We start from the raw sequence: 21,445 nt of genomic DNA on the forward strand, positions 1-21,445 counted from the left end.
CGCGCACGCTCAGGCGGTGAGCTTGAGGACACTCAGCGCGGCGACGACGTCCTGACGTGCGACCTCGTCCAGCGCGCGCAGGGGAAGCGGCAGGTTCGGCTCCCCCGTCAGACCGAGGTGAGAAGCGGCAGCGGACATGACACGCAGGCTGCCGTGGCGGCGGAACAGCGCCCACAGCGGCTCAAGCTCGTCGGACAGGTCCAACGCCCGTCCGGCGTCTCCACTTTGAGCAGCGCGAGTGAGAGCGAGAGCGGTCTGCGGGAACGTACCGCCGATGACCGAGTACCAGGCGTCGCACCCGGCACTCAGACCTCGGGCGGCCGTCCAGTCGCCGCTCACACCGATGGTGACCGCCTCCGGGATCAGCGCCCGCAGTGCGTCGACCCTGGCCTTGGCCTGCGCCGGGTCTTCGGGCACACCGGGAATCTTGATCGAGCCGACATGCGGCAACTGGGCGATCCGGCCGTGCAGTTCGTCGGTGAAGTGCACATGCGTGGTGCCGGGGTTGTCGTACACGCACAGCGGCACGGACAACTCGCGGGTGACATCCTCGAACAGGCCGAACACCTCATCCTCGGTGAGCGGCTGATACGTCATCGGAGCAAGCAACACACCGGAGGCCCCCGCCTTCTGCGCGTCCTCGGCCAGCGCCAGGACATGGGCGGTGCGCAGCGCGCCGATACCGACCATGACCGGCACGCCATCGGCTGCCTCGACCGCGATCTTCACGGCCTGGGCACGCTGTTCCCGGGTGAGATAGGCATACCCACCCGTGGAGCCGAGCGCACCGATCGAGTCCACGCCGGCGGCTGCGAGGCGAACGACGAGCGTGGCGTACGCCGCCTCGTCGATGCCCTGTTCATCAGTGGGCGTGAGGGGGAAGGCGCTCAGGCCACGGAACATGATGACTCCTCCAAGGCAATTCATAGGGCTTCACAGGACTTCGAGGGCGAGAGAACGGTCATGGTCAGCTGCCGGTCGTACGCAATTCCGCTACGACTGCGGCGAGTTCGGCGGCGAACGCCTCGGCCTGCGGCTCGCTGATGGTGGAGCTGGTGACCCGGATGGCGCCCTGGTGGGTGGACGGGTCACGGACGAAGAGGTGGCCGGGCCGGACAGCCCAGCCCCGCTGTGCCAGGGCTTCGACCGCCGACCGGCCGTCGACGTCCAGTTCGACCCATACATTCAGCCCGTCGGGCCGGTAAGGGACCTCGATGCCATGGGCGTGCAGCCGGTCGACAAGCAGGCCGCTGCGGTGTGCGTATGCCTCGCGGGCGCGTTCGTGGAGTTCATGGACGCCGGGGTCGAGCAGCAGTTCGCGGGCGATGTGCTGCAGCAGGAGGCTGACCCATGTGGTGCCGGCGCTCAACCGCGCCTCCAGGCGCACGGTCGTCTCGGCGTCGGCGGCGACGAGGGCGAGACGCAGGTCCGGTCCGAGGAACTTGGACACGGACCGCACCAGTGCCCAGCGCGCGGTGGCCGGCGGGGTGATTCGGTGGTAAGGCCGTGCGGAGACCGCTGAGAAGTGGTCGTCCTCGATCACCAGGACCTGGGGGTGGTCGGCCAGGACCGCGCGGATGTCGGCCACCCGTTCCTCGGTGAGGCTCGCACCGGTCGGGTTGTGGGCGCGGGGTGTGCAGACGACCGCACGGGCACCGTCCTCCAGTGCGGCCCGCAGGGCGTCGGGACGCATGCCGGCGGCGTCGACCTGGACCGGCGCGGACCGGTAGCCGTTCAGCCGCAGCGTGCCGATGCTCGCCAGGAAGCAGGGGTCCTCGATCGCCACCGTGTCGCCGCGGGTGAGGTGGGCGTTGAGGAGGCGTTCGGTGGCGTCGACCGCTCCGTGCGCCACCAGCGTACGGAACGGCTGCTCGATGTCCTCGGCGAAGTCGGCTGAAGCCCACTCGGCCAGCCCCGCGTCGACGGCGGGCACGCCGTACAGGGGCTGGCGGTAGCGCCCACCCCTTGCCGCAGCAGCCAGGATGTCGGGCAGCAGTTCCGGATCGGGGTTGCCGCTGGCCAGGTCGACCCAGTCGCCCCCGGCCCCGACGCCTTCACGGGCCAGCCGCGGCACCGCCGCGATCACCGTACCGCCGCGCCCCCGGGTCTCGGCCACCCCGGCTTCCACGAGCCGCCGGTACGCCAGGGCCACCGTGTTCCGGTTGACACCCAGCTCGGCGGCGAGCGCCCGCACCGGCGGCAGCACCGCCCGCGGCGCCAGCTCTCCCGAAGCGACCTGGTCCCGGACACTGCCTGCGATCTCAGCCGCGGTAGTCCCCCTGATCCGCACGTCATCACCTCCGGGCATCGACCCTAGCATTTTTGTCCTATGCCAAAAAATAGGTCGACGCCTACGGACCACCAGGACCCATGGCCACCCGCAGGAGCCACCTGGCGCGCCTTCAGCGACTCATCGCATCCGACAACTGAATGTCCACTACAGACTGGCGTCGGACCACGATCAATGCCCGGAATGAAATAAGGAGCGGCAGACGAGTCAGGCTATACGCCGGGTTCTGTTCCCCGAAGTCCTCGCGGTCCTCGGGGCGACGGCCATCCATCTAGGACCGGCGTTGCCGCCGGCCTCGTGCGGTCTACCCGCGGACTCGGGCGGGCAGCCCTCGAACGTCCGCGCAGAGCCGCTTTTTACGGCGGCTCCTTTTGACCTTGCTCCGGGTGGGGTTTACCTAGCTGCCCAGGTCGCCCTGGGCACTGGTGGTCTCTTACACCACCGTTTCACCCTTACCGAGCGCCAAAGCACTCGGCGGTCTGTTTTCTGTGGCACTGTCCCGCGGGTCACCCCGGGTGGCCGTTAGCCATCACCCTGCCCTGTGGAGCCCGGACGTTCCTCGGGAAGCCCCCTGAGGGACTCCACGCGGCCGTCCGCCCGGCTCGTCTGCCGTGTCGACCATGCTACCGGCCCCCGGTCCGTCTTCGGTCCTGCCGCCGTCGCCAGCACCGACCCCGCCAGGATCAGCATGAACGCCGCCACGATGCCCGCCGTCAGCCGCTCGTCCAGGAAGATCGCGCCCGCCGCCACCGCGACCGCCGGATTGACGTACGTGAAGACTGTCGCCCTCGTCGGGCCCACCTCCTTGATCAGCTCCAGGAAGGCCACGAAGGCGACCGCGGTGCAGACGGCGCCCAGGGCGGCCAGCGCCGCCAGGACCTCGGTGGAGGGCAGCTCGGCGGGCCGGGTCACCGCCGCCGCGGGGGCGTAGACCAGGGCCGCGAGGGCCAGGCAGGGGGCGATGAGCTGGAGGGTCGGGACGTCCTTCAGGTGGCGCGCCGCGATCAGGGGGGCCATTGCGTAGCCGAGGACCGTCAGCAGCACCTCGGCGAGGGAGCGGGCGTCCCCGCCCGTCAGGTGCGGGACCGTGAGGACCCCGACGCCGGCCAGGCCCAGGCCCAGGCCGGTCATGCGGCGTATCCCCAAGCGCTCCGTGTCGCCGAAGAAGCGGGCCAGGGCCACTCCCACGATCGGGACCCCGGCGATCAGCAGGCCCGCCGTGGAGCTGGACAGATGGCGTTCGGCGTCGGTCAGGGTCCACCAGGGGCCGATGATCTCGATGCACGCGAAGGCGAGCATCGGCCGCCAGTACGTCCGTACGGTGTGGGGCAGGCCGCCCTGGCGTATCGCGAAGGGGAGGAGGAGCGCGGCGCCCAGCGCGCAGCGTGTGAACACCACCATCGACGGGGACAGCGGGGCGTCCACCGCCACCTTGATCAGCAGGTAGGGGATGCCCCAGACCACTCCCATCAGGGAGAACAGAAACCAGCCGCGTGCAGTCATGCGGCCATGCTCACCGGATCAGCGGCGCCCGTCTTGAACGCTGTTGCGGTACACCGCCGGCGTCACCCCCAGCACCCGCCGGAACCAGCGGGTGAGGTGCGCCTGGTCGGCGAAGCCCACCAGCCCCGCGACCTCGGCCGGCTTCAGTCCGGACTCCAGCAGTCCGCGGGCCCGGTTCACCCGGTACTGCGCCAGCCAGGCGTACGGCGGTATCCCCATCGTCGTACGGAAGGCACGCAGGAGTTGGTAGCGGGACAGCCCCAGGTCGGCGGCGAGATCGGCGAGGGACGGGGGCGCCAGGAGGTCGTCGGCGAGCCGGTCCCGTACGGCGTGGGCTATGTGAGCGGCGCCGGGCACGGTGTCGCTCACCGCGCGGGCGGTGGAGTGGCGGCGGGCCAGCGCCGTGAGCAGCCACGGGAGGCGGGACTCCGTCTCCAACGGGTCGGGGCAGGCGCTGAGTTCGGTGTGGGCGCGGCTGAGGGCGGTGGCGAGTTCGGGGTCGTCGAGGAGGGGCTCGCGGAAGTACGGGGGGCCGCCGCCGAGGGTGCCTTCGGTGAGGAGGGCGAGGTCGGGGTACAGGGCGCGGTAGGCGTAGCCGCCGTCGGAGGCTGCGGGGCGGCCGGTGTGCATTTCGCCGGGGGCCAGTACGACGATGGAGCCCGGGCCGGGGCGGAGGTGGTCGCCCCGGTAGTCGATGACCTCGGAGCCTGCGACGCAGATGCCGATGCTGAACTGCTCGTGCGTGTGCGAGGCGTAGACGTGTCGGTCGAAGCGGGCGGTGAGCAGGTCGAGCGGGGGGCCGCAGCGGCCGAGGCGTGCCCTGGTCCACTTGGCCTGCTCACGCATGTCAGAGGAAGTCCGATGTATCGAGGTCGAAGGCGAAGGGCTCGGGGAGCGTGAGTGGCTTGCCGAAGGCGAGGCTGCAGAGTCGGCCGTAGTCATCGTTTTCCGGGTCGCTGAACAGCGTGACCGAGGAAGCACTGCGGTCGACGAGCAGGTAGAGGGGGATGCCGCCGCGGGCGTAGCAGCGGCGCTTGACCTCACGGTCGGCCTTGGGCTTGGACGAGGTCACTTCCAGGACCATGGCGACGCCGTCGCAGGGCATCCAGGAATCAGCACCCCGGTAGAGCCGCAGTTTCGTGGGCGCGAAGGTGCCGTCCGGAATTACGTGATCCGTCGGACATCCGTCCGCCTTCTTCAACTTCAAGCCCTTGTTCCCGGAGAACTGCATGTCGGTCTGGGACTTCCTGATCACTTGGCTCACGATCAGCCCGATGTAGTCCTCGTGGTCCCCGTCCGGCGGCGGCGTCACGACGATCTCCCCCTCGATCAGCTCCGCCCGGAAACCCTCCGGGGTGTCCAAGGCGAGGAACCCCTCCAGCAGGATCTCTTCCTGCGTGAGCGGCTCATGGGCCATGGCAGTCATGTCACGCCCCCCCTTCGGTCGCTCGCCAGACTGGGACATCGCCGGATCACCTGTCCGTGAGATCGGGAACCGTTCCCTCGATCGTGGCACACGATCACGGCCACCGTCAGGCGCCGAGCCGCGCGCTTGACCCTGCCGCAACGTCAACGTCTCTACTGTTCCCATGCGGATCGGAGAACTCGCCGCGGCCGTCGGCGTCACCACGCGGACCGTGCGGCACTACCACCACCTGCGGCTGCTGCCGGAGCCCGAGCGGCTTGCGAACGGTTACCGGAGCTACACGCTCCGGCACGCCGTCGTGCTCGCCCGGATCCGGCGGCTGACCGAATTGGGGCTCGGTCTCGCCGAGGTGCGGGACGTGCTCGCCGAGGACGCGGGGAAGGATCTCGTCGAGGTGCTCACCGAGCTGGACCAGGATCTCGCCCGGCAGGAGGCGGCGATCCGGGAGCGGCGGACGCGGCTGCGCGCCCTGCTGGACGAGGAGGGCGGTCTGCCCGTCGAGGGGCCGGTCTCGCCCCAGCTGGCGGCCCTGTTCAGCGAGGTGGGGCAGCCGTCCGACTCCCCCATGGCCGCCAAGGACCGCGAGATTCTCGCGCTGATCGACACGGCGGCGACGCCGGAGGCGCGGGAGCGGATGGCGGCCCTGCTGGGTACCGCCTTCGGGAGCCCGGAGGCGGTGGCGCGGGCGCACGAGACGTACGCGCTGCTCGACGACCTCGCGGACGCCGACCCGGACGACCCCCGGGTGACGGAGGCGGCCCGCGTCCTCGCCGAGCTGATTCCTCACGAGATGCTCCCGGAGGCCGACATCGACCTCCCCCACTCTCGGCTTCGCTCGAGCGGGGGGACCCCCATCCACAGCTTTCTGCGTGCCCTCTACGCCGACTTCGCACCCGCGCAGGCCGAGGCGATCCGCCGTGCGCTGCGGATCCTGTCCGAGGGGCGCCGATGAGGACGGCGCTGGTCCTGGCCCGGCACGAGGTGCGGCTGCTGGTGAGCCTTGTGCTGTGGGCGGCGAGGCGAACCCACGGCACCCAAGGCGGGCGGGCGTTCGGTTACGTCGGCGGGCAGGGCGCGATGATGTTCGGCTTCGCGTTCGTGTGCCTGGTGGAGACGGTGGCGATGTCCGTGCTGCTGCGCGACTGGCCGACCGTGCACGCGGTGGTGTTCGTCCTGGACGTGTACGGGATCGTCATCGTCGTCGCGATGCACGCGGCGAGCGTGGTCCGGCCGCATGTACTGGAGGGCGGCTCGCTGCGGATCCGCCGTGCCGGACATGTCGATCTGCGCATACCGCTGGAGAAGATCGCGTCCGTACGCCGGGAACTGCGGACCGTCCACGAGCGGGCCGACGGCGAACTGAACCTCGCCATCGGCGCCCAGACCTCCGTCACCCTCGAACTCACCGAGCCCGTCCCCCACTTCACCTTCCTCGGCCGCCGCCGGGAGGTGCGTCTCGTCCGCTGTCACGCCGACGACGCCACCGCGTTCGTCCGGGCGATCACGCGGGCGCGAAGCGCGCTTTCGCCGCTCCCGGATCGGCCTGTGTGAGCCGCACCTCCCGTACCTCCGGGAGGACGGCCGGAGCCTGCCAGGTGACACGCCGTACGCTGTCGCAGAGCTCGACCGAAGGAGATCCCCCCGTGCTTGTCCTGCTGCCGCCCTCCGAAGGCAAGGCGCCCTCCGGCCGTGGCGCCCCCCTGAGACTGGAGTCGCTGTCGCTGCCGGGGCTCACCGAGGCCCGTGGGGCCGTGCTCGACGAGCTGGTCGAACTGTGCGTGGGCGACGAGGGCAAGGCACGCGAGGTGCTCGGGCTGAGCGAGGGGCTGCGGGGCGAGGTCGCGAAGAACGCGGAGTTGCGGACGGCGGGCGCGCGGCCCGCCGGGGAGATCTACACGGGTGTGCTGTACGACGCCCTCGACCTGGCCTCTCTCGACGCGGCCGCGAAACGGCGGGCCTCCCGCTCCCTGCTCGTGTTCTCGGGGTTGTGGGGTGCGGTCCGGGTGACGGACCGGATCCCGTCGTACCGCTGCTCGATGGGGGTGAGGCTGCCCGGGCTCGGGGCGCTGGGCACGCACTGGCGTACGCCGATGGCGGCGGCGCTGCCCGAGGCGGCCGGGGGCGGGCTGCTGCTGGACCTGCGGCCCTCCGCCTACGCGGCGGCGTGGAAGCCGAAGGGCGAGGTCGCGGGGCGGACGGCGACCGTACGGGTGCTGCACGCGCCGACGCGGAAGGTGGTCAGCCACTTCAACAAGGCGACGAAGGGGCGGATCGTCCGCAGTCTGCTGTCGGCCGGGGCCGCTCCCAAGGGTCCGGCGGAGCTGGTGGAGGCGCTGCGGGATCTCGGGTACGTCGTGGAGGCTCAGGCCCCCGCGGGGGCGGGGAAGGCGTGGGCGCTGGATGTGTTGGTGACGGAGGTCCACTGAGGCCGTTGCATTGCCACTGCATTGCATTATATGCAACACCCTTTGCGCATGCTGCGCGTGGGCGGGCAGGATGAGGGCCATGACCTCATCGCTGCTGGATCTCGCGCCCGTTGTCCCGGTGGTCGTCGTCGAGGACCTCACCGACGCCGTGCCGCTCGCCCGGGCGCTGGTCGCGGGTGGGCTGCCCGCGATCGAGGTGACGTTGCGGACGCCGGTCGCGGTGGACGCGATCCGGGCGATCGCGGCGGAGGTGCCGGATGCGGTGGTCGGGGCGGGCACGGTCGTCACGCCGGCGCAGGTGAGCGAGGTCGTGGCGGCGGGCGCGCGCTTTCTGGTCAGCCCGGGCTGGACGGACGTACTGCTGGAGGCGATGCGGGCGTCGGGGGTGCCGTTCCTGCCGGGGGTGTCGACCACGTCCGAGGTGGTGGCGCTCCTTGAGCGCGGGGTGCGGGAGATGAAGTTCTTCCCGGCCGAGGCGGCGGGCGGTACGGCGTATCTGAAGTCGCTGGCCGGGCCGCTGCCGCAGGCGCGCTTCTGCCCGACCGGAGGCATCGGACCGGACTCCGCGCCGGAGTACCTGGCGCTGCCCAACGTCGCCTGTGTGGGCGGGACCTGGATGCTGCCGAAGGACGCGGTCGCCGGCCGTGACTGGGGGCGCGTCGAGGCGCTGGCCCGGGCGGCGGCCGGACTCAGCGCAGGTGGGACGTGTCGTTGAAGAGGCGGACGCTGGCGTTGCCGTCCGCGTAGTACGCCACCGCCGACAGCGAGGCCGCCGACAGTTCCATGCGGAACAGGGACTCGGGCGGGGCGCCGAGGGCGAGTCGTACGAACGTCTTGATCGGGGTGACGTGGGTGACGAGCAGGACCGTGCGGCCCGCGTACGCCGCGATCAGCTTGTCGCGGGTGGCGGCGATGCGGGTGGCCGTGGCGGTGAAGCTCTCGCCGCCACCGGTGGGCTGGGCGTCCGGGTCGGCCAGCCACGTGGTCAGGTCGTCGGGATAGCGTTCGCGCACCTCGGCGAAGGTGAGCCCCTCCCAGGCGCCGAAGTCGGTCTCGCGCAGGCCGTCGTCGAGGGTGACCTCGAGGCCGAGACGGGCGGCGACGATGCCGGCGGTCTCGCGGGTACGGGCGAGGGGGGAGGCGACGACCTCCTGGATCGTGCCGCGCCTGGCCAGCGCCGCGGCGACCCGCTCGGCCTGCTCCCGGCCGACGTCGGAGAGGGCCGGGTCGGTGCCGCCACTGCCCGAGAACCGCTTCTGCGGGGTCAGCGGGGTCTCACCGTGCCGGAGCAGTACGAAGGTCGCGGGCGCGCCCATGTCGGCGGGCGCCCACCCGGGCGACGAGGCCACGGTACGCGCGGCGCGCACATCGGCGTCGGCTTTGGTGGCGGCTTTGACGCCGGCTTTGGCGTCGGCTTTGGCGTCGGCTTTGGCGTCGGCTTTGGCGTCGGCTTTGGCGTCGGTTTTGGCGGCGGTTTTGGCGGCGGGAACGGAGGAATCAGCAGTCTCAGCTGCCGCACCAGCCTCAGCGGACTCAGCCGCCGTCCCTCGCCCACCCGCCATGGCCGCCCGCGCCCGTGCCGCGCCCGCCGTGGCGTCGCCCGGAGGGCCCGACGGCTCGGGAGTCGCGGTCCTCGCGGCGCGCGTGTCCAGGTCCGCCTTCGACGTCGACGCCGACCACTGCTCCCCCTTCTTCCCCGCGTCCATCGCCTCGTTGGCGAGCCGGTCCGCGTGTTTGTTCTGCTCGCGGGGGATCCACTCGTACGTGACCCGGCCCGGCGGGAAGACCAGGGCCGCCTCCGCCGCCAGTGGCTTCATGCCGGGGTGTTTGATCTTCCAGCGGCCCGTCATCTGCTCGACGACGAGCTTGGAGTCCATGCGGACGTGGACCGTGGCGGAGGGGTCCAGTTCGTGGGCGGCGCGCAGGCCCGCCAGCAGGCCCCGGTACTCGGCCACGTTGTTCGTGGCGACGCCGAGGTACTCGGCCGCCTCGACCAGGGTCTGACCCGTCGCCGCGTCGAGCACCACGGAGCCGTAGCCCGCGGGCCCCGGATTGCCCCGCGACCCGCCGTCCGCCTCGACGATGAACTCCCGCACCGCGTACGCCCCTACAGGCCGGACTCGGAGGTTCGCACCAGAATGCGACGGCAGTTCTCGCAGCGGACGACCGTGTCGGGCGCCGCCGCGCGGATCTCGTTGATGTCGGTGATCGCCAGCTCCTGGCGGCAGCCCTGGCAGGTGCGCTGGTACAGCTTGGCCGCACCGATGCCGCCCTGCTGCTCGCGCAGCTTGTCGTAGAGCTTGAGCAGGTCGGCGGGCACGGCGCCCGCGATGACCTCGCGCTCCTTCGTCACCGAGGCAGCCTCGCCGTCGAGCGACTCGAAGGCCGCGTCACGGCGGGCCGTGGCGTCGTCGATCTTCGACTGGACGGAGGAGACCCGCTCGGTCAGCTCGGCGACCCGCTCCTGCGCGGACTCGCGGCGCTCCATGACCTCCAGGACGACGTCCTCCAGGTCACCCTGCCGCTTGGCGAGCGAGGCGATCTCGCGCTGGAGGTTCTCCAGGTCCTTGGGGGACGTGATCGCTCCCGAGTCCAGGCGCTGCTGGTCGCGGGAGGCGCGCTGGCGCACCTGGTCCACGTCCTGCTCGGCCTTGGTCTGCTCGCGGGCGCAGTCGCTCTCCTCGGTCTGCGCGGCCACGAGGAGGTCGCGCAGTTGAGTCAGATCTTTCGTCAGCGACTCGATCTCGGCGTGCTCGGGCAGCGACCTCCGCTTGTGCGCGAGCTGCTGCAGGCGGACGTCGAGGTCCTGGACGTCGAGGAGTCGGATCTGGTCTGCGGGCGCGGCGTTCAGTTGGGGGCTCCAGATGAATCAGAAGGGGTGGAGGCCGCGTGGGCGGTCCAGGGGTCGGTGACCGTCTTCGAGACGTGGACCCTCAGGTCCCATCCGTTGCGGTCGGAGATCTCGTCGAGCTGGGCGGCGGCAAGCTCGCACCAGGGCCATTCGGTGGCCCAGTGCGCCGCGTCGAGCAGCGCGAGGGGGCTGGGGGCGACGGCCGCCGTGAACTCTGAGGCCGGGTGGTGGCGCAGGTCCGCGGTGAGGAAGGCGTCGACGCCGGCCGCGCGGACGTCGTCGAACAGGCTGTCGCCGGAGCCGCCGCTCACGGCGACCGTGTGGACGATCGCGTCGGGGTCGCCGGCGACCCGGATGCCCTGTGCGGTGGCGGGCAGGCGCTCGGCGGCCCGGGCGGCGAGCTCGCGGACGCTCACCGGGTGGTCCAGTTCGCAGATCCGGCCGAGGCCCCGGCGGCCCTCCGGGTCGGTCGGGTCCGGCACCAGCGGTCGTACGACACGGAGGTCCAGGGCACCGGCCAGCGCGTCGCTGACGCCCGGATCGGCCCTGTCCGCGTTCGTGTGGGCCACGTGCAGCGCGATGTCGTTCTTGATCAGGGTGTGCACCACCCGGCCCTTGAACGTGGAGGCCGCGACCGTCGTCGTACCGCGCAGGTAGAGCGGGTGGTGGGTGACCAGCAGGTCGGCGCCCAGCTCGACCGCCTCGTCGACGATCTCCTGGACCGGGTCGACGGCGAACAGGACCCGGGAGACCTCCTGGTCGGGGTCGCCCACGACGGTGCCGACCGCGTCCCAGGACTCGGCCCGCTCGGCGGGCCACAGGTTCTCCAGCGCGGTGATGACTTCAGACAGACGGGGCACGAACAAAAGGCTACCTGGCCGTTCTCCCCCACTGAACCGGCCCGCCGCCGCTGGCCCCGCCCAGCACATTCGCCCCGGTTCCCTCAGGCGAATCGTTCCTCGGCCACCCTTATGTGTGAAGTGGCCGTCGGCCGGTCCCCCGTCTGTGCGTACGAAAACTAGCTTCGTCGCTGGAGGTGACCGCACGATGACAGCCTGTGCCATCGAGCCTGCCGCGGGAGACGAGGACGACCGGACCGCGCGACCGGGTTGCACCATCACCGCGGACGGAGCCTACGCCGCCCGCCTCGCGCCGGCCGGCGACTGCTGGTTCCCGGAGCGCTGGACACTGGACGGCCCCGAGCCGTACGCGGTACCACTGCCCGGCCACCAGCCGGAGGAGCCAGGCACCGAGGTGCAGCCGATGGGCGACGGGCGGGTCCTCATCCGGCGGTACGCGGACGGGCGGCACACCTTCTCGCTGCTCTACCCGACCGGCCCCGGCACGGGCGAACTGCCGCTCGGCGCGGTCGAGTGCCCGGACGAGGGCACCCGGCTGCGGCTGCTGCCGCCCGCGCCGGGCGGCGACACGGCGTACGCCCTCGCCGTGGGCCGGCATTCCAGCGTGGTGTGGCTGGTGGCGGGCGGGGCCTTCGGGCCCGAGTACCTCGCCGAGGTCCCGGGCCGCTGCTCGGGCGGGGCGTGGCTGGACCGTACGGGACGGATGCTGGCGCTCGACCGGGAGGCCGGCGGCCGGACCAAGACGGTCGTGGTGGATCTGGAGCGCGGCGGCGAGGTCTCGCCCCTGTTGCAGATCGCGGCCGACAGCGACGACCGGCTGCTGCTCGCCGACCCCGACAGCGGACTGCTGCTGATCCGCTCGGACGCGCCGTCGCCCGGACAGGACCGGGTGGGCTGGGGCGTGCTGGGCAGCACACTGCCGGTGCGCTTCCCGGAGTGCCTGCGCCCCGCGCACTGCCGTGTCACGCCGTTCGCGATCCAGCCGGGGCAGGTGCTGACGCCGGAGAACTGCGCGGTGGCCCTGCGTGTCGACGGCCCGCTCGGCAGCTGGGTCGGGGTGTGGCGGCCCGCCGAGCGGCAGATGCGCCATCTCCCGGCGCCCGAGGGGTGGTTGACGGGAGCCGGGCTGTGGACCGGGGACGGGGTGCTCCAACTGCCGTACGCCACGGCCCAGGTGCCGTGCGGGGTGGCTCGGGTGGCGGTGCCGGACGTTACGGCCGCACAGCCCGCATCGGCACCAAACGAATCAAGCGAACCCAATGAAAAAAGCGAATCAGATGAAGCAGAGGAACTCGATGAACCGGACCCCCCGACTCCCGTAGCACCCCGCCCCGTGCCGTTGCAGCAAGCGCCCTTGGCACGTCTTGTAACGAAGTAGTGCCGGTTGGCGTGGCCGCCTGGATTCGCCCCGTAGGGCGACGGTTAAACTCGCCCGGCTGTTAGAAAGATCATGTTGACGGGGTGAACCTTTCCGATGAGCGACACGAGCACCATGGAGCCGCTGCCCACCGAGACCCAGGAAGACGCCGGCCACGGTCGGCACCGGGGTCCGGTCTCGGACCACGACAGCGAGACGGCCCCTCGGGGCCGTCACCGCAAGCCGGTCGAGGAAACCGAGGCGGCTGCCTGACGGTATGCAAGAAGGGGCCCGCGTGTCAGCCGACGCGCGGGCCCCTTTCCGTATGCCTGCAACTGGATGCCCGCAACTGGAATGCCCGCAACTGGCCGGGCTGCCTACTGCCTCTTGAGCCCCAGCACCTCCGCCGCCGCGAACGTCTCCCCCGGCGGCCGCTGCCCGAAGTGCGGAGTGAGTACGGCGTCCAGCTCGTCGTAGGTGAAAGCCTCCTGCTTGCTGTCGAACTTGGCCTGCACACGCGGCCGTTCGACGACCGCCACCATGCCGCCGTGCACGACGAGCAGCTGCCCGTTGACCCGCTCGGCGGCGGGCGAGGCCAAGTAGCCGACGAGCGGCGCCACATGCTCGGGAGCCAGCGGGTCCAGCCCCTCCACCGGTCGGTCGAAGCCCGCGAAGACGTCCTCGGTCATACGGGTGCGGGCGCGCGGGCAGATGGCGTTGGCCGTCACCCCGTACTTGGCGAGGGCGAGGGCCGTGGATGTCGTCAGTCCGACGATCCCGCCTTTCGCCGCCGCGTAGTTGGGCTGTCCGGCGGAGCCCGCGAGGAACGCCTCGGACGAGGTGTTCACGATCCGCCCGTACACCGGCCCGTCGGCCGCCTTGGACCGCTCGCGCCAGTGCGCTGCCGCGAAGCGGGTGGTGTTGAAGTGACCCTTGAGGTGGACGCGGATCACCGCGTCCCACTCGTCCTCCGTCATGGAGAAGACCATCCGGTCGCGCAGGATGCCGGCGTTGTTGACCAGGATGTCGAGCCGGCCGAACTCGGCGACCGCCAACTCCACCAGCCGCGCCGCCTGTTCGAAGTCGGCGACGTCCCCGGTGTGGGCGAGGACCGTGCCGCCCGCCGCCCGGATCTCGGCGGCGACCCGTTCGGCGGGGGCGGCGGAGGCCTCGCCCGAGCCGTCCCGGCCGGGCTGCCCGTAGTCGTTGACGACGACGGCCGCGCCGAGCCGGGCCAGCTCCAGCGCCTCGGCCCGCCCGAGTCCGCGTCCTGCGCCGGTGACGATCGCGGCGCGTCCCTCGAGCGGCAGTGACCTGTGCGGAAGTGACCTGTGCGGCAGTGACATACAAGGCCCTCAGATCTCGATGCACGTACGCAGCGAGGTCCCCGTACGCATCTGGTCGAGGGCCTCGTTGATCTCGGTCAGCGGCACCCGGTGCGTGATCAGGCCCGCCAGGTCGACGCGGCCCGCCCGCCACAGGGCGATGGTCCGCTCGTAGGAGCGCAGCACGTCCCCGCCGCCGTACATGGACGGCAGGATCCGCTTCTCGTCGAAGAACAGCTCGAACATGTTCAGCTGGAGGAAGTCGTCCATGGCGCCCGCGCCGACGATGACGAGCGTTCCGCCGCGCCGGGTGGTCTCGTACGCCGTCCGGGCGGTGGCCGACCTGCCGACGACCTCGAAGACGTAGTCGAAGCCCTCGCCGCCGGTGATCTGCTGCTTGGCGTCGGCCAGTTCGTCGGGCGAGACCGCCTTCGTCGCGCCGAACTTCAGCGCGGACTCGCGGCGCGAGGCGACCGGGTCGACGGCGACGATCTCGGCGGCGCCCTTGAGCCTGGCTCCCTGGACGGCGGAGATGCCGACGCCGCCGCAGCCGATGACAGCGACCGACGAACCGGCCTCCACGTCCGCGGTGTTGAGCGCGGCGCCGAGTCCGGTGGTCACCCCGCAGCCGATGAGGGCGGCGATGTCGAAGGGCACGTCGTCGGGGATCGGCACCGCGCACCCGGCGTCGACGACGACCTCCTCGGCGAAGGTGCCGGTACCGGCGAAGCCGAAGACCTCACCGCCGGGGCGCTTGAAGTTGGGGGTGCCGGCGTTCATGAACCCGGCCAGGCACAGCTCGGTCTGTCCGCGCTTGCAGGCGGGACACGAGCCGCAGGCGGGCAGCCAGCACACGACCACCCGGTCGCCGGGCTTCAAGTGGCTCACGCCCTCGCCCACTTCGAGGATCTCGCCAGCGCCCTCGTGACCGGGCACGAACGGCGCCGGCTGCGGCAGTACGCCGCCCATCGCGGACAGGTCCGAGTGGCACAGCCCGGTGGCCCGCACCCGGATCCTCGCCCGGCCGGGGCCGAAGCCCACCGCCTCGACGTCGTCGAAGACCTCCAGCTTGTCCTGGCCGATCTCGTGCAGTACGGCTGCGCGCATGGTGCGGCTCCCCTCGACGGTGGGCTGGCTCAGGAGTGTTCGACGACGGTGTCGGCGAGGACGGCCGCGTCATCCCGCTCGACCGCGTTCACGGCCACCCGGACGGCGCCCTCCCCGCGCCACATGCGGACGCGCAGCGTCTCCCCCGGGTACACGACTCCGGCGAACCGAGTGGCATACGAGCGCACCCGGCTCACATCGCCGCCGAGCAGCGTGTCGACGACCGCCTTGAGCGTCATGCCGTAGGTGCACAGCCCGTGCAGGATGGGCCGCTCGAATCCGGCGAGCTTGGCGAACTCGGGGTCGGCGTGCAGGGGGTTGTAGTCGCCGGAGAGGCGGTAGAGCAGGGCCTGGTCCTCGTGGATCGGCCGCTCGACGACCTTGTCGGGCTCGCCGGCGGGCGGTTCGAGCCGGACGGACGGCCCGCGGTCGCCGCCCCATCCGCCCTCTCCCCGTACGAAGATCTGCGCGTCGTTGGTCCACAACGGCCCCTCGGCGTCGGCGACTTCGGTGCGCATGACGAGGACGGCCGCCTTGCCCTTGTCGTACACGGCGGCGATGCGGGAGGTCGCGGTCGCCGTTCCCTCGGCCGGGATGGGGCGGTGCAGGGTCAGGCTCTGGCCGCCGTGCAGGACCCGGGCCAGGTCGACGTCGATGCCGGGCATGGACAGGCCGCTGATCACGCCGGGCGAGCCGGCGCCCGCGACGGTGGCGAAGCTCGGCAGGACGTGCAGCCGGGACTCCAGCGTGTAGCGCAGCTCGTCGGGGTCGGTGGCGGGGACGCCGGCGCCGATGCCGAGGTGGTAGAGCTGGACGTCCTTCTGCTTCCAGGCGATCTCGCCGGTACGGGGTTCTGCGGCCATGGCCTTGGCTGCGTCGATGGGCATGGGGCTCCTGATCGGTTGATCGCTTGACCGGTTTGTCGGTTGATCGCTCAGAGACCTCGGTACGGCCGTCCGCACCGTCGGCCGCACCGAGGTCGACTCGGGCCGATCTAGAACGCGTTCCAGTCCGGCGCCCCCTGTATAGCCCAGCACTCCGGAGTTGTGAAGGCTCCTGACCGAAGGCTCCTGACGGAGTGTCAGCTGAGCGTCGCCGTGACATTTGTCCTGCCGGAGTCCGTACACGCGCATCTGCCCGGCGGGAGGACGGGTGCGTAGCGTCGTATCCATGTCCCAGCGAAGGAACATGTCCGGGCCCCGGCTGCGCAAGATCTCGTGTCGCATGGACGCGTGGCAGTTGGCGCACCAGCACGCGCAGGATCAGCGACAGTCCTACGAGGAGAAGGGCTCCCGGCACCCGGGCCCACCCCCCAACGGTGTCAGCCTGCTGCCGTGGCTGCTCATGGGCATCGGCGCCTGCTCCAACCTCTTCCAGGGCGATACCCCGAACCCGTGGATCGGCGGCCTCGGGTTGATCACCTTCAACTCCCTTTACATCTACGTGGCGTTCCGCGCCTTCGTGAAGGAGGCGCGGGAGGCGCCCTCCACGCGGCTGGCGCTGGTGCTGCTGGGCCTGGTGACCTGCGGTCTGGCCATGGGCTACGGCGGCAACTGGCTGCTGTTCTTCCCCCTGTTCGGCCTCGCGACGGGCGCGGTCGTACGGATGCCGCAGCTGCGCTGGGCCGGCACGGTCGTGGCGGTGCTCGCCGGTGCGGCCTCCGTCTTCCAGGACGGCTGGGGCGGCCTCGACATCGCGTACGCCACGTGGATCTCCACGATGGTGACGGCGGCGATCCTGTCCCTGTCCGAAGCCGTACGGGAGCTGCGGGCGGCCCGCGAGGAACTGGCGCGCCGCGCGGTGGAGGAGGAGCGGCTGCGCTTCTCCCGCGACCTGCACGATCTGCTCGGTCACACGATGTCGGTGATCGTGGTGAAGGCGGAGGCGGCGCGGCGGCTGGCCGACCGCGACCTCACGGCCGCTCTGGACCAGATCACCGACATCGAGTCCGTCGGCCGCCAGGCGCTGACCGAGATCCGCGAGGCGGTGACCGGCTACCGCGAGGGCAGCCTGACGACGGAACTGGACCGGGCGCGCTCGGCGCTGTCCGCGGCGGGCGTCGAACTGGTCCTGAGCCGGTCGGGCACCCCGCTCCCCGCGCAGACGGAGTCCTTGCTGGGCTGGGTGGTACGCGAGGCGGTCACGAACGTCGTCCGGCACAGCGGGGCGAGCCGCTGCGAGATCACGGTGGCGAACGCGGCGGAGCGCGCGCGGCTGATGGTGACGGACGACGGCACGGGTGGGGTCAGCGCCGACGCCACCGGGGGCGGCGCGGGGGCCGGGCGTCGGGAGGGCTTCGGCATCGGATCCCGCACGGGACCCGGCACCGGACTGACAGGGCTGACGGAACGCCTGGCCGCGGCGGGAGGCTCGCTGACGGCCGGGCCGGGAGCGCGGGGCGGGTTCGTGGTGACGGCGGAGTTGCCGGTGGAGTCGGTGGAGTTGCGGGCGGGGTCGATGGAGTTGCGGGCGGGGTCCGTGGAGTTGCGGGCCACATCGGTGCGGTCGCCGATGGGGTCGGCGGAGTTGACGGGTGCGGCGCGTGACGCGGGTACGCCTCCCCTGTGATCCCACGGCGAGGCCGGACCCCGCGCCCTACCCTTGGGCCGTGAACGAGATGCCCCGGGACCACCGGCCCTCCAGATCCATCAGAGTTCTGCTCGCCGAGGATCAGGGGATGATGCGCGGGGCGCTCGCCCTGCTCCTCGGGATGGAGCCGGACATCGAGGTGGTGGCCCAGGTGGCCGCCGGTGACGCGATCGTGGACGCGGCCCTGACCCACCGCCCGGACGTCGCGCTCCTGGACATCGAACTGCCCGGCATGAGCGGCCTGGACGCCGCCGCCGAACTCCACGACCAGGCACCCGACTGCCGCGTGCTGATCCTCACCACCTTCGGCCGACCCGGCTATCTGCGCCGGGCCATGGAGGCGGGAGCCACCGGCTTCCTCGTCAAGGACGGCCCCGTGGAGGAACTGGCCGCCGCGATCCGCCGGGTGCTGACCGGCGAGACCGTGATCGACCCGGCGCTCGCCGCGGCCGCGCTCAGCGCCGGTCCCAATCCGCTCACGGCCCGCGAGTGCGACGTCCTCAAGGCTTCCGCAGACGGCGCGACCGTCGCGGACATCGCCGCCAAGCTGCACCTCTCGGAGTCCACGGTCCGCAACTACCTCTCCTCCGCCATCGGCAAGACGGGCACCCGCAACCGCATGGAGGCGATGCGGGAGGCGCGGCATCAGGGGTGGCTCTAGACAGGCCGGCCCACCCGGTCCTCCTTATTTCGTCACCTCCACCGACTCGTACTCCGTACCCTTCGGCGCCAGGCACACGAACCAGTCGTGCGGTGACCCCTCGGCGCTACGGATCGCCATCTCGTCACTGTTGATCTCGGTGTTCGAGGGTGCCCTGTCGACCTCGGTCGTCGTGCCGTTCTTCCAGCTGCACACGACACGCTGGGCCGTCGTGGCGACCTGGCCGATGACCAGTCGGTAAGGGCCGTCGGAGCCGATGTTCAGGGCGATCGCCGCGGCTTCGACGTCCGTGCCCGACATGGCGTCCTCCGCGGTGAACACGTCCTCGATCACTGTCGAGACCCGGTCACCGTCGCCCCGGCGCACGAAGAAGGAGCTCTTGCCGACCAGTTGGGAGGGCTCACGTACGTCCGAGGGCGTCTCCCCGTATTCGCCCATCGCAGCCAACTGGCCCTGCGCTTCCACCTCGTCGCGCGGCGCCGCCCATACGTCGATCAGGACCCGCCACTCCTTGCCGTTCTCCTGCCCGATCGCCAGCGTCGTCCGCTGGGCCGTGAACACGTCCGGCGACGAGGTCGTCGACGGCGACGGCCGCGTGGCCACCGCCCCCTTCCGCCCCTCTTCCCCACCCGGCAGCCCAGCCACCGCCAGCGTCGCCGAGGAGCCGGACAGCACCAGGGCCGTGGCCGCCGCCAGCGCCCAGCGCCGTGCGCGACGGCGTCGGCCGCCGCGGATCACCGCCTGGTAGGGGGCTATGCCGATCTCGACCTCGTCCGCGGCGTCGGCCAGCAGGAGGGCGATGTCGCTGTTGGTCATGTCGTGGTTCGTCTCCCGGTCCGCGCTCATCAGGTCCGCCCTCCGCTCGTCACCATCTCCGCCAGACCCGGTATGGCGCGGAGTTTCGCGATTCCCTTCGCCGCGTTGCTCTTCACGGCGCCGACCGAACACCCCATCGCCTCGGCGGTCTGGGTTTCGGTCAGGTCCTCCCAGTACCGCAGGACCACCGCTTCCCGCTGCCGCGCGGGCAGTTGGGCGAGCGCCTTCAGCAGGACGCCCCGGTCGTCGGCCTGGGAGATGCGGTCACCGGTGTCGGCGACCTCGTGCACGAGTCCCGAGTCGTCCTTGGGCGCCAGGAACTCCCTGAGCTTTCTGCGGTGCTTGCGCGCGTGTGCGTTGATCATCACGCGTCGTACATACGCCTCCGGCTCGTCCGCCGAGCCGACCCTGCGCCAGGCCACATAGACCTGTTCGAGCGTCGACTGGACCAGGTCCTCCGCGGCGTGCTGCTCCCCCGTGAGGAGAAATGCCGTCCGCATCAGCCGCGGCCAGCGGCCGGTGACAAAGCTCTGGAACTCCTCGTCCCGAGCCTCCTTGCGATCCCCCATGGGCACCTCCTAGATGAACAAAGGAGTCCACGAACCGCCCGGACCGTTGCCTCAACTCGCGGAAATTCTCCGCGGCAGCCACACCAGCATCAGCACCACTCCGCCCGCCAGCACGCCCGCCCCCACCCGGAACACCAGCGCGTAGCCCTCCGCCAGCGCCTCCGGACTGTGACCGCCCCCGTCCCCGCCCCCGGTACGGGCCGCCGCGATGGTCGACATGACCGCGAGTCCCAGCGAACCACCCATCGTGCGCGAGGTGTTGACCAGGCCGGACACCAGCCCGGCCTCACCGGGCGCCGCCCCCGACGTGGCCAGCGCGGCGAGCGGTGTCCCCGCCAGGCCCGCGCCCAGCATCATCAGGATCCCCGGGAACATGATCGCCGTCAGATAGGCCCCGTCCGCGCTCATCGTCGACTGCCAGCCGAAGCCGACGACCGCCACCACGGTCCCCAGCGCCGCCACGGCACGCGCCCCCATCACCCGCATGAGCCGCGGCGCGACCTTCGAGCCGACGACCACGGCCAGGGAGCTCGGCACCAGGGCGAGTCCGGCGTCCAGCGGCGAGTAGCCCAGCACGTTCTGCGCGTACAGCGTCATGAAGAACCACATGCAGAACATCGCGGAGCCGCTGAGGAACATCGCCGCGTTCGCGGACGACACCGACCGCACCCGCAGCAGTCCGAGCGGCATCAGCGGAGCCGCCGTACGGGCCTCGACGGCGAGGAAGCAGCCGACCAGCGCGAGCCCGGCGAGCAGCGGCACCAGCGTGGCCGCGGCCGTCCATCCCTCGGCCTCGGTCTGGGAGATGCCGTACGCCAGGGTGGCGAGCCCGGCCGTCACCAGTACCGCGCCCGGCAGGTCCAGCCGCCGCCCGTCCCCCGCGCGGCTCTCCACCAGCCACATCACGGAGCCGAACAGCACCACCGCCCCGACCGGCACGTTGATCAGCAGGACCCACCGCCACGACAGCGCGTCCACCAGCAGGCCGCCGACGAGTCCACCGGCCGCGCCGCCCCCCGCGCCCACGGCCGTCCAGGTCGCGATGGCCCGGGCGCGGGCGGCGCCCTCCGGGACGGCGGACGTGAGGATCGTCAGCGTCGACGGGGCGAGCACCGCCGCGCCCAGCCCCTGCGCGCCCCGCGCCACCAGCAGCTGCCAGCCCTCCTGGGCCAGCCCACCACCCAGCGAGGCAAGCGTGAACACCCCGAGGCCGACGAGGAACATCCGCTTGCGGCCGTAGAGGTCACCGGCCCGCCCGCCGAGCAGCATGAACCCGGCGAAGGCGATGGTGTAGGCGTTCACCACCCATTGCAGGCCCTGCTCGCTCAGGTGCAGGTCGGTCCGCATCGACGGCAGCGCCACGTTGACGACGGAGATGTCGAGTACGACGAGGAACTGTCCGGCGCACGCGAGCGCCACGACCAGCCAGGTGGGGGGCGTGCTGGGGCGGCGGGACAGGCGGGTGGCGTCAGCGGCTCCGAGCATGGATGTCATGCTCTCAACCAGCCGACGCTCCTTGCATCGGTATTTCGGCGTAGGCCAGGCACCGCCGCGCAGGCCCTTCTTCAAGTTCAAGAGAAGACAAAGATTTCGTTAGTGGGCCGAAGCATCGGAATAGTTGCCCAGGCACACGGGGTTCACCACGCACGTAACCCGCACGGCTCA

Annotated in this window: 23 protein-coding genes and 1 other RNA gene; 10 read left to right on the forward strand and 14 right to left on the reverse strand. The window is 71.4% G+C overall.

Features of this window, described 5'->3' with window-relative positions; genetic code table 11:
• Positions 1–9 precede the first annotated feature (9 nt).
• The 3 genes from Q4V64_RS14515 to rnpB form a co-directional block, all read right to left on the reverse strand.
• On the reverse strand, positions 10–903 hold the full coding sequence (locus Q4V64_RS14515) for a dihydrodipicolinate synthase family protein (protein WP_124442702.1): 894 nt from the start codon (positions 901–903) through the stop codon (positions 10–12).
• Positions 904–967: 64 nt separating this feature from the next.
• On the reverse strand, positions 968–2,290 hold the full coding sequence (locus Q4V64_RS14520; RefSeq protein WP_124442728.1) for an aminotransferase class I/II-fold pyridoxal phosphate-dependent enzyme: 1,323 nt from the start codon (positions 2,288–2,290) through the stop codon (positions 968–970).
• 199 nt (positions 2,291–2,489) lie between these two features.
• Positions 2,490–2,895: RNase P RNA component class A (rnpB, locus tag Q4V64_RS14525), an RNA gene on the reverse strand.
• Between the two features lie 83 nt (positions 2,896–2,978).
• Here rnpB and Q4V64_RS14530 point away from each other — a divergent pair.
• Both Q4V64_RS14530 and Q4V64_RS14535 read left to right on the forward strand, forming a co-directional pair.
• The gene (locus Q4V64_RS14530) at positions 2,979–3,221 is read left to right on the forward strand and encodes a hypothetical protein (protein ID WP_253267211.1); all 243 of its coding nucleotides are present in this window, start codon (positions 2,979–2,981) and stop codon (positions 3,219–3,221) included.
• A 156-nt stretch (positions 3,222–3,377) separates the two neighbouring features.
• Positions 3,378–3,737, forward strand: a complete 360-nt coding sequence (locus Q4V64_RS14535; protein ID WP_124442701.1) for a hypothetical protein — start codon at positions 3,378–3,380, stop codon at positions 3,735–3,737.
• Positions 3,738–3,811: 74 nt separating this feature from the next.
• Here the strand turns inward: Q4V64_RS14535 and Q4V64_RS14540 are convergent, their stop codons facing one another.
• Both Q4V64_RS14540 and Q4V64_RS14545 read right to left on the reverse strand, forming a co-directional pair.
• Positions 3,812–4,639, reverse strand: a complete 828-nt coding sequence (locus Q4V64_RS14540; RefSeq protein ID WP_124442700.1) for an AraC family transcriptional regulator — start codon at positions 4,637–4,639, stop codon at positions 3,812–3,814.
• A gap of 1 nt (position 4,640) precedes the next feature.
• Complete coding sequence (locus Q4V64_RS14545) at positions 4,641–5,219, reverse strand: Uma2 family endonuclease (RefSeq protein WP_124442699.1); 579 nt, start codon at positions 5,217–5,219, stop codon at positions 4,641–4,643.
• A gap of 163 nt (positions 5,220–5,382) precedes the next feature.
• On the opposite strand from Q4V64_RS14545, the gene Q4V64_RS14550 reads away from it, so the two are divergent.
• The 4 genes from Q4V64_RS14550 (at position 5,383) to eda (ending at position 8,360) form a co-directional block, all read left to right on the forward strand.
• A complete protein-coding gene (locus Q4V64_RS14550; RefSeq protein ID WP_124442698.1) occupies positions 5,383–6,171 on the forward strand; it encodes a MerR family transcriptional regulator in 789 nt (262 codons plus the stop codon).
• Entirely contained in the window at positions 6,168–6,770 is a 603-nt protein-coding gene (locus Q4V64_RS14555) for a hypothetical protein (RefSeq protein ID WP_124442697.1), read from the forward strand. The genes Q4V64_RS14550 and Q4V64_RS14555 overlap by 4 nt, the downstream gene beginning before the upstream one ends.
• 92 nt (positions 6,771–6,862) lie before the next feature.
• The gene (yaaA, locus tag Q4V64_RS14560; protein WP_124442696.1) at positions 6,863–7,645 is read left to right on the forward strand and encodes a peroxide stress protein YaaA; all 783 of its coding nucleotides are present in this window, start codon (positions 6,863–6,865) and stop codon (positions 7,643–7,645) included.
• A gap of 70 nt (positions 7,646–7,715) precedes the next feature.
• Positions 7,716–8,360 carry a bifunctional 4-hydroxy-2-oxoglutarate aldolase/2-dehydro-3-deoxy-phosphogluconate aldolase gene (eda, locus tag Q4V64_RS14565; RefSeq protein ID WP_124442695.1) on the forward strand — a complete coding sequence of 215 codons (645 nt, stop codon included), beginning with the start codon at positions 7,716–7,718 and terminating at the stop codon, positions 8,358–8,360.
• Here the strand turns inward: eda and Q4V64_RS14570 are convergent.
• Genes Q4V64_RS14570 through Q4V64_RS14580 form a run of 3 tightly spaced genes read right to left on the reverse strand, consistent with a single transcriptional unit; the run spans position 8,335 to position 11,356 of the window.
• Positions 8,335–9,741 (reverse strand): bifunctional RNase H/acid phosphatase, encoded by a 1,407-nt coding sequence (locus Q4V64_RS14570; protein ID WP_124442694.1) that lies wholly within the window; start codon positions 9,739–9,741, stop codon positions 8,335–8,337. The genes eda and Q4V64_RS14570 overlap by 26 nt on opposite strands.
• Positions 9,742–9,752: 11 nt before the next feature.
• A complete protein-coding gene (locus tag Q4V64_RS14575; protein WP_124442693.1) occupies positions 9,753–10,496 on the reverse strand; it encodes a C4-type zinc ribbon domain-containing protein in 744 nt (247 codons plus the stop codon).
• Positions 10,493–11,356, reverse strand: a complete 864-nt coding sequence (locus Q4V64_RS14580; protein ID WP_124442692.1) for a Nif3-like dinuclear metal center hexameric protein — start codon at positions 11,354–11,356, stop codon at positions 10,493–10,495. The genes Q4V64_RS14575 and Q4V64_RS14580 overlap by 4 nt, the downstream gene beginning before the upstream one ends.
• 187 nt (positions 11,357–11,543) lie before the next feature.
• Here Q4V64_RS14580 and Q4V64_RS14585 point away from each other — a divergent pair, with 187 nt between their 5' ends.
• Positions 11,544–12,734 (forward strand): hypothetical protein, encoded by a 1,191-nt coding sequence (locus tag Q4V64_RS14585; RefSeq protein WP_124442691.1) that lies wholly within the window; start codon positions 11,544–11,546, stop codon positions 12,732–12,734.
• A 96-nt stretch (positions 12,735–12,830) separates the two neighbouring features.
• Positions 12,831–12,986 carry a hypothetical protein gene (locus Q4V64_RS14590; protein WP_172629399.1) on the forward strand — a complete coding sequence of 52 codons (156 nt, stop codon included), beginning with the start codon at positions 12,831–12,833 and terminating at the stop codon, positions 12,984–12,986.
• A 104-nt stretch (positions 12,987–13,090) separates the two neighbouring features.
• On the opposite strand, the gene Q4V64_RS14595 is transcribed toward Q4V64_RS14590, so the two are convergent.
• Genes Q4V64_RS14595 through Q4V64_RS14605 form a run of 3 tightly spaced genes read right to left on the reverse strand, consistent with a single transcriptional unit; the run spans position 13,091 to position 16,032 of the window.
• Complete coding sequence (locus tag Q4V64_RS14595) at positions 13,091–14,059, reverse strand: 3-oxoacyl-ACP reductase (protein ID WP_124442690.1); 969 nt, start codon at positions 14,057–14,059, stop codon at positions 13,091–13,093.
• 9 nt (positions 14,060–14,068) lie between these two features.
• Complete coding sequence (locus tag Q4V64_RS14600) at positions 14,069–15,145, reverse strand: Zn-dependent alcohol dehydrogenase (protein ID WP_124442689.1); 1,077 nt, start codon at positions 15,143–15,145, stop codon at positions 14,069–14,071.
• A 29-nt stretch (positions 15,146–15,174) separates the two neighbouring features.
• The gene (locus Q4V64_RS14605) at positions 15,175–16,032 is read right to left on the reverse strand and encodes a MaoC/PaaZ C-terminal domain-containing protein (protein WP_124442688.1); all 858 of its coding nucleotides are present in this window, start codon (positions 16,030–16,032) and stop codon (positions 15,175–15,177) included.
• A 301-nt stretch (positions 16,033–16,333) separates the two neighbouring features.
• Between Q4V64_RS14605 and Q4V64_RS14610 the strand changes: the two genes are divergently transcribed.
• Together Q4V64_RS14610 and Q4V64_RS14615 are read left to right on the forward strand one after the other, a co-directional pair.
• Complete coding sequence (locus Q4V64_RS14610) at positions 16,334–17,713, forward strand: sensor histidine kinase (protein ID WP_124442727.1); 1,380 nt, start codon at positions 16,334–16,336, stop codon at positions 17,711–17,713.
• A gap of 49 nt (positions 17,714–17,762) precedes the next feature.
• On the forward strand, positions 17,763–18,395 hold the full coding sequence (locus Q4V64_RS14615) for a response regulator transcription factor (protein ID WP_124442726.1): 633 nt from the start codon (positions 17,763–17,765) through the stop codon (positions 18,393–18,395).
• 24 nt (positions 18,396–18,419) lie between these two features.
• On the opposite strand, the gene Q4V64_RS14620 is transcribed toward Q4V64_RS14615, so the two are convergent.
• From Q4V64_RS14620 to Q4V64_RS14630, 3 genes are read right to left on the reverse strand one after another with little or no spacing between them, the layout of a single operon-like run.
• Complete coding sequence (locus tag Q4V64_RS14620) at positions 18,420–19,241, reverse strand: hypothetical protein (protein WP_172629398.1); 822 nt, start codon at positions 19,239–19,241, stop codon at positions 18,420–18,422.
• Complete coding sequence (locus Q4V64_RS14625) at positions 19,241–19,780, reverse strand: SigE family RNA polymerase sigma factor (protein ID WP_124442687.1); 540 nt, start codon at positions 19,778–19,780, stop codon at positions 19,241–19,243. Before Q4V64_RS14625 ends, Q4V64_RS14620 begins: the two co-directional genes overlap by 1 nt.
• Before the next feature lie 51 nt (positions 19,781–19,831).
• Positions 19,832–21,274: an MFS transporter gene (locus Q4V64_RS14630; protein WP_124442686.1), complete on the reverse strand. Its 1,443-nt coding sequence runs from the start codon at positions 21,272–21,274 to the stop codon at positions 19,832–19,834.
• Positions 21,275–21,445 lie beyond the last annotated feature (171 nt).

Origin of the sequence: Streptomyces sp. NL15-2K, assembly GCF_030551255.1 — a bacterium.
Classification (GTDB): Bacteria; Actinomycetota; Actinomycetes; order Streptomycetales; family Streptomycetaceae; genus Streptomyces.